Here is a 5381-nt window from a genome sequence, read left to right on the forward strand (position 1 = left end):
AGGTGTTCGCGCGGGGTTGGGAGGTCAGCTGCCTGCGTCCACGACTCCCCGTCGAATACCTCGGTCTGCGGGACGATCTGCTTGGCGTTCTGCCCGCCGACGACCACGAGCGTGTCACCAACCGCCGCCGCCGCCGCGCCAGCTCGAGCGTGCCCGAGGCTCGGTAGTTCCGCCCAGCTGTCTCCCCGCAACGCGAACACCTTGTTCGACGCATTCGCGAGATTGTCGCTCGCACCCCCGATCACCACCACCTGACCGCGGTAGGTTGCCGCCGTCGCATGGTGCAGTGGGATGGGCAGCGATGGCTGCGATTGCCATGCTCCGGTCTGCGGGTCAAAGCTCTCGACGGTCTTTAACGTATTTCCTGCTTGCAGACCCCCGATGATCCAGATCTTGCCGTCGAGCACTGTCCACGCCGTCATCAACCTGGCGGTTTGCGCGTCCGGCAGGGACCGCCACTGCGACGTCGGCTGGACCTTGCGCGGTGTCAACTTCATGGCTTCCGCCGACGAGGTCACCTGATCATCGCCGACGCCAGTCGAACCGCCGACCGCATACACAGATTTCCCCACCGCGGCGACCGCCATTCCGTGCCGCGCGGTGCCCATGTCCGGTAATCCGGTCCAGATTTTCGTGGCCAGGTCGAGCGCTGCCACGCTGTTGAGGACTCGCCCCGCTGACAGGCCCCCGACCGCCAGCAGACGGCCGTCGTCGACTGCCACACCGAGGTCACTGCGCGCCTCCGCAAGGTCTGGCAAAGGCGTCCAGGTGTTCTCGGCGGGGTTGTACGCCTCGACGGTCGTCAGGTCGGACTTTCCGTTGGTTCCGCCCACCGCGTACACCAGGTTGGCGTCCGACGCCGCGGCCAGCATCTGCCGCGACGTCGGTATCGGGGCGCCGAGCGTCCAGGAATTGCCGTCGAAGATCTCGGTGGTGTTCAGCAGCGCGCCGTTCGCGTTGACACCGCCGGTAACGATGATGCGGTCCCCGACTACCGCTGCCGCCGCTGCCGCCCTGGGCTGCAACATGCGCGGCAGCTCCACCCATCGACCGTTGACCACCCGCCAAACCTGGTCGGTTGCAACCTTGTTGGCTCCCGCGGTCCGCCAGCCACCAAGCACAACCGGGTTCCCCTGCCAGGTCACCGACATTGCATGCTGCACCGGAACCGGCAGGTCGTCGCCGCCCTTCCAGTTGTCGATGGCAGGGTCGTAGCCTTCGTGCCGCCCGCTGACAGCGCCATCTCCGCCAAGCCCGCCGAAGATCCAGACCGTGCCGTCGGACTGGGTGGTCGCGACCGCCGTGCGTGCGACGCGCGCGTTCGTAATCGGCTGCCAGCCAGCTTGCAGCTCAATGCTCGGTTGAGTCGCGTTACCCCTAGGGGGGCTGCTGTCTCGGTTAACCAGGAAGTACACAGTGCTGGCCCCCAACACCAGTGCTACGACGACTGCCGCTGCCACCACCAGCACCAGTGTGCGGTTCCGCTTCTTTTCCGGCGGCGAGGACCACGCCGGCGTCGGCGGCCCGGGTCGCCCCCACCCGGGTGCCGGGACATGTTGCGCGCCCGGATCACTCGGAGGGCCAATCTCGGATGTGGTGCTTGTCAGTCCCGCGGTCTGCCGAGTCGGCCCAGGTGCGCCCGACGGATTCGGAACCGGCGTGTGGGTTTCCCGGACTCGTTCAACGGCCGAACTGGAAGCCGCTCCGGACATATCAGTGTGGCCAGGAGGCCCGGTCGTCTGAGTCGCTGGACCTGCAAGGGGCCCCGTCTCACCGGAGACCTGACTAAGCGCCATCGAGTCCGGCATCAACCCGTTGCGCCGCTGCGCTGCCTGCAGTTCGCGGCCCAACTCCGCCGCCGACGCCGGCCGTTTCGCCGGATCGAGGGACATCGCCTTCTCAATCGCCGCGCACACATCGGCAGGGATTCCCTTTGGACGCATATCTGGGACAGGTGCCGAACTGATCCGCAAGTAATGCGCCATGAGATCCTCGCCGGGCTGGCGCTCATACGCAGAGGTACCGGCGACGAGCGCGTAAATGGAGGCGCCAAGCGAGTAAACGTCGGCCGCGACCGTCGGCGGTTTTCCGCCGAGGACCTCGGGCGCGGTGAAGGCGATGGTCCCGGTGAAGACCCCGGTCACCGTTTCGTATCCACCGGTGATGTGCGCGATCCCGAAATCGCTCAGTTGCGGTTCGCCGTAATCGTTCACGAGCACGTTCGCGGGCTTGATGTCTCGGTGCAAAGTGCCCGTCCGGTGCGCGGTTTCCAGCGCCGCGCAAAGCTTCACACCGATCCGCAAGGCCTCGGGCCACTGGAGCGGCCCGATCCGGCGCAGTCGCAGCGCCAGGGAGTCCGCGGAAAAGTACGGCATGACGATGTATGGCCGGTTGCTCGCGGTTACTCCGACCTGCAGGATGTGCACGATGTTCGGGTGGCCCGAAAGGGCGCCCATCGCGTAACCCTCACGCAAGAATCGTTCCCGGTTCTCAGGGTCGATATCCGACGCCATGACCTTGACCGCGACGCTTCGCCCCAGAGAAGTCTGATTGCAGCGATAGACCACGCCAGAACCGCCTCGGCCGACCTCGCGGGCGTCCGCGAATCCGGCCGCGGCCAGCTCCGCGGTGATCCCGCCCGGTTCTGTGGTCGGTGTGCTTTCCATGCGTTCTCCGGCCATTCTGCCGCTTGACCTCCGGTGTGAGGCTCATGCGTCGCGATGTTCAACAGTATCGATGACTAACTCACCAACGTTGGATTTGGTGGGTTTTGTTGGTCGTGAGGGGTTTCCCCGGGGTTGCGGTCTGGATGTGCAGCCAGTGAGTACGCACCGCCGTCCGGGCCCCGTCATGGCGGCCCTTCGGGTCAAGCACTGCGCGACGCGGTCTCGACCGGCTCGGAGTCGGCGTTCTGGCGGATTCCGGTCTTCAGCAGTGACCGCAAGAGGTCTTCGCTATATTCGGCCGGTTCGGTCGAGTCGATGAACCGCTCCACGACTTCGATGAAGCGGTCGGGGTGATCGTGAAACGGCGTGTGCCCGGAGTTCTTGAAGATCTCCAGATGCGAATCAGGGAGCGCCGCGTGTGCCGTCCGAGCATGACTCACCGGGATCACTGAGTCGTCCTCGCCCCAAATCAATTGCACCGGCACGGATTGCATCAGATAACTTCGGTCCAGTCCGGTGACCAGCTGGCCGCGCCCGTCCACCACCGCCCGCAGCGTGCGCGAGAATGCCGACAAGGCGGCAGGGTTCTGCAGCCTGGTGACCACGCGCACGAAGCCTGGCAGGTCGCGCCCGAACTTGGTTGAACCCAGCACCGTTTCTGCGGCGCGGCCGAACAGTTGCAAGGCGGGTACCACTCCTGGCACGCGCAGCATCGCCAGCGCCTCGCTGACCATCGGCAGCGCTGCCAACCGCAGCGCGAAGCTCACGTCCGTCGTGACACCGCCGGCGGCAACCAGCACGATGCGTTCGACCAATTGCGGGTATTGATAGGCGAATTGCATTGCGACGCCGCCACCAAGCGAATGGCCCACGACGGTGACACGGTCGATATCGAGCACGGCGAGCAGGTCGCGCATGCCGTTCGCGAAGGCCGCCACCGAGTAGTCGGCGCGTGGCTTGTCGGACTCGCCGTGGCCCAGCAGGTCAGGTGCGATGACCGTAAACCGTTGCGCGAGTCTGGTTTGCACGGCCTCCCATGTCGTGGAGTTGTCGCCGACGCCGTGGATCAGCAAGATGGCTGGTCCAGACCCGGAGACACGGAAGGCGCGTCGGTAGCCGTGGATGGTGCGGTACTGAAGCGACGGAGGCGCGACTTCGTGTACTGGCCGCAAGTTGGGCCTTGAATCGTTCCCCATCGTCTTCTCCCTTGCGTTCGGCGTGCCTTGCTCGGACCGCCGAGGCGGTGCGCGCGTTGGAGAGAAGGTTCTCTGGGAGTGCTTGGGAAATCCTTGGAACGGCGCCGCGGCGAATCAAATGGCGGGTCATGCACCGTGACCAGGGCCGATACTCGCTCGGCGACGAAACATATGGCCCTATCGCGCCCAGGCAACCGTCGAAGATGAACCGCGGGAGTCATCCGTCGAATTCGCAATATCTGGATAGGTGCACCAAACCCGGGGGTTCGGTCACCGCAAGCCGCAGGAGATCACATCATTGGCCGTGCAGGTGTGACCCGATGTCCAGCACCAGAACCATCGACCGTGTCGCCACCGCGACCGGCCGGGGCCAGGGCCGCCAGGGTTCGCCGGGTCCGTCCCAAGAATCCGCCAAGGCACCCGTTCGACTCTTACCTCAGCCGCCAGAACGCCCGCCCGGGGCTACTCGCAGGCCAAAGGAGATGACATCATTAACCGTGCCCGTCTGACCCCGATGTCCAGTACCAGAAGCATGGACCGTGTCGCCGCCGCGACACGAGCACTCGATCCAACCATCCGAGCTCTCGTTGAATCCGCGATACGTTCCCCCTCAGCGCACAACACTCAACCATGGCAGCTTCGGGTTCTTGACGCGAACTCCATTCAGTTGGTTCACACGCGGGACGATCGACTTCCGAACGACCCCAATGATCGAGATGTGTATCTCGCCCACGGCTGTTTCGTCGAAAGCCTCATACTTGCAAGTCAACTCCAATCGGTCGACGTGCAGTTCTCGCCAGAGTTTACCCAAGAACGCGATTCGATCATTAGCGGGACCATCCATTTCTCACCCTCGACGAGCTCGCCGCTTGTCGATCCACTCGCCCACTCGCTTGCACATCGGCACACCAATCGTGGCCCCTATAGAAAGGGGCCCGCCCCCACACGCCTGACAGACGACCTGCTGGCCCTCGGAAACAAGCAGCTCGGCGGGCAACAGATTCGACCCCTCATCATCTCCGCATACGTTGCTTCATTCAACGATCCCGAGTTTCTCAATGACTTATCTGAGTGGCTGAGGTCCAACTCCACCGCTCCCGACGGGCTCACCCGGCAGAGTTTGCGCCTCACATGGATCAAATGGCTGGCTCTGATGGCCACCATACGAATAGGGCGAGTATCGAGACCAGCCGGTCGGATACTGTTCGCTTCTGAAATGAATCTCTTTGGCTCCGAAGACGCCGCCATTTACGTCCTCGGTTCGGCGTCCCTCGCCCCTAGTGACTTGTTTGAATCGGGACGCAGAATGTTTCGGTCATGGTGCGCTATCGCCAGCCACGGCTGGGCAACGCATCCAATGTTCGCTTTGATCGATAGGCCTGAGACAGCTAGCGAAATTGCACGAATATCAGAGCAGCAGTTTCCGGTGGCAATATATCGGGCAGGCTCGCCGCTGCACGCCGCGAAACCCTCTAAAAGGCACGGCATCGAACACTTCTCAAGCCGAAGTTAGGCCGCG

The 5381-nt window shown here is 63.9% G+C and carries 1 protein-coding gene and 1 pseudogene; both read right to left on the reverse strand.

All coding sequences use genetic code 11. The features are described 5' to 3' along the window. The coding region (locus QOD90_RS16455; protein ID WP_526351549.1) for a protein kinase domain-containing protein at window positions 1–2681 on the reverse strand (2681 nt) is incomplete at its 3' end. Between the two features lie 154 nt (window positions 2682–2835). Next, a pseudogene (locus QOD90_RS16460) lies at window positions 2836–3862 on the reverse strand (alpha/beta fold hydrolase); the annotation flags it as partial. Window positions 3863–5381: the final 1519 nt, after the last annotated feature.

It is taken from the genome of Mycobacterium sp. (assembly GCF_032161845.1).
GTDB lineage: Bacteria > Actinomycetota > Actinomycetes > Mycobacteriales > Mycobacteriaceae > Mycobacterium.